Below are 530 nucleotides of genomic sequence, written 5' to 3' on the forward strand. Positions count from 1 at the left end.
TTTTTTTCTCTTTTCTTTTCTTTTTTTTTTTTTTTTTTTTTTTCTTTTTTTTCTTTTTTTTTCTTCTCCTTTTCTTTCTTTCTTTTTTTTTTTTCTTTTTTTTTATTCTTTTTCTCTTTCTTTTTTTCTTTTCTTTTTTTTCTTTCTTTTTTTCCTTCTTTTTCCTTCTCTCTTTTTTTTTTTTCTTTTTCTCTTTTCTCTTTTTTCTCTTTCTTTCTCTTTCTTTCTCTTTTTCTCTTCTTTCTCTTCCTTCTTTCTTTCTCTTTTTTTTCTTTTTTTTTTTCTTTTCTTTTTCTCAATTTTCTTTTTTTCTTTATTAGCTATTATATTCATTCTGTCTCTTATACACATCTGACGCTGCCGACGTTCTTACGCTTTTTCCTTTCTTTTTTTTTTTTTTCTTTTTTCTTTTCTTTTTTTTTTTTCTCTTTTTCTTCTTTTCTTTTTTTTCTCTCTCTCTTTTTTTCTCTTTTTTTTTTTTTTTTTTTTTTTTTTTTCCTGCCCCGGCGCCCACCGAGATCTACACGCGT

The 530-nt window shown here is 24.0% G+C and carries 1 protein-coding gene; it reads right to left on the reverse strand.

The features are described from left to right. On the reverse strand, nt 1–299 hold a 299-nt coding region (locus tag BFM98_RS23725; protein ID WP_175400787.1), incomplete at its 3' end, for a hypothetical protein. Nucleotides 300–530: the final 231 nt, after the last annotated feature.

The organism is Lysinibacillus sp. AR18-8 (assembly GCF_001705465.1).
GTDB lineage: Bacteria > Bacillota > Bacilli > Bacillales_A > Planococcaceae > Lysinibacillus > Lysinibacillus capsici.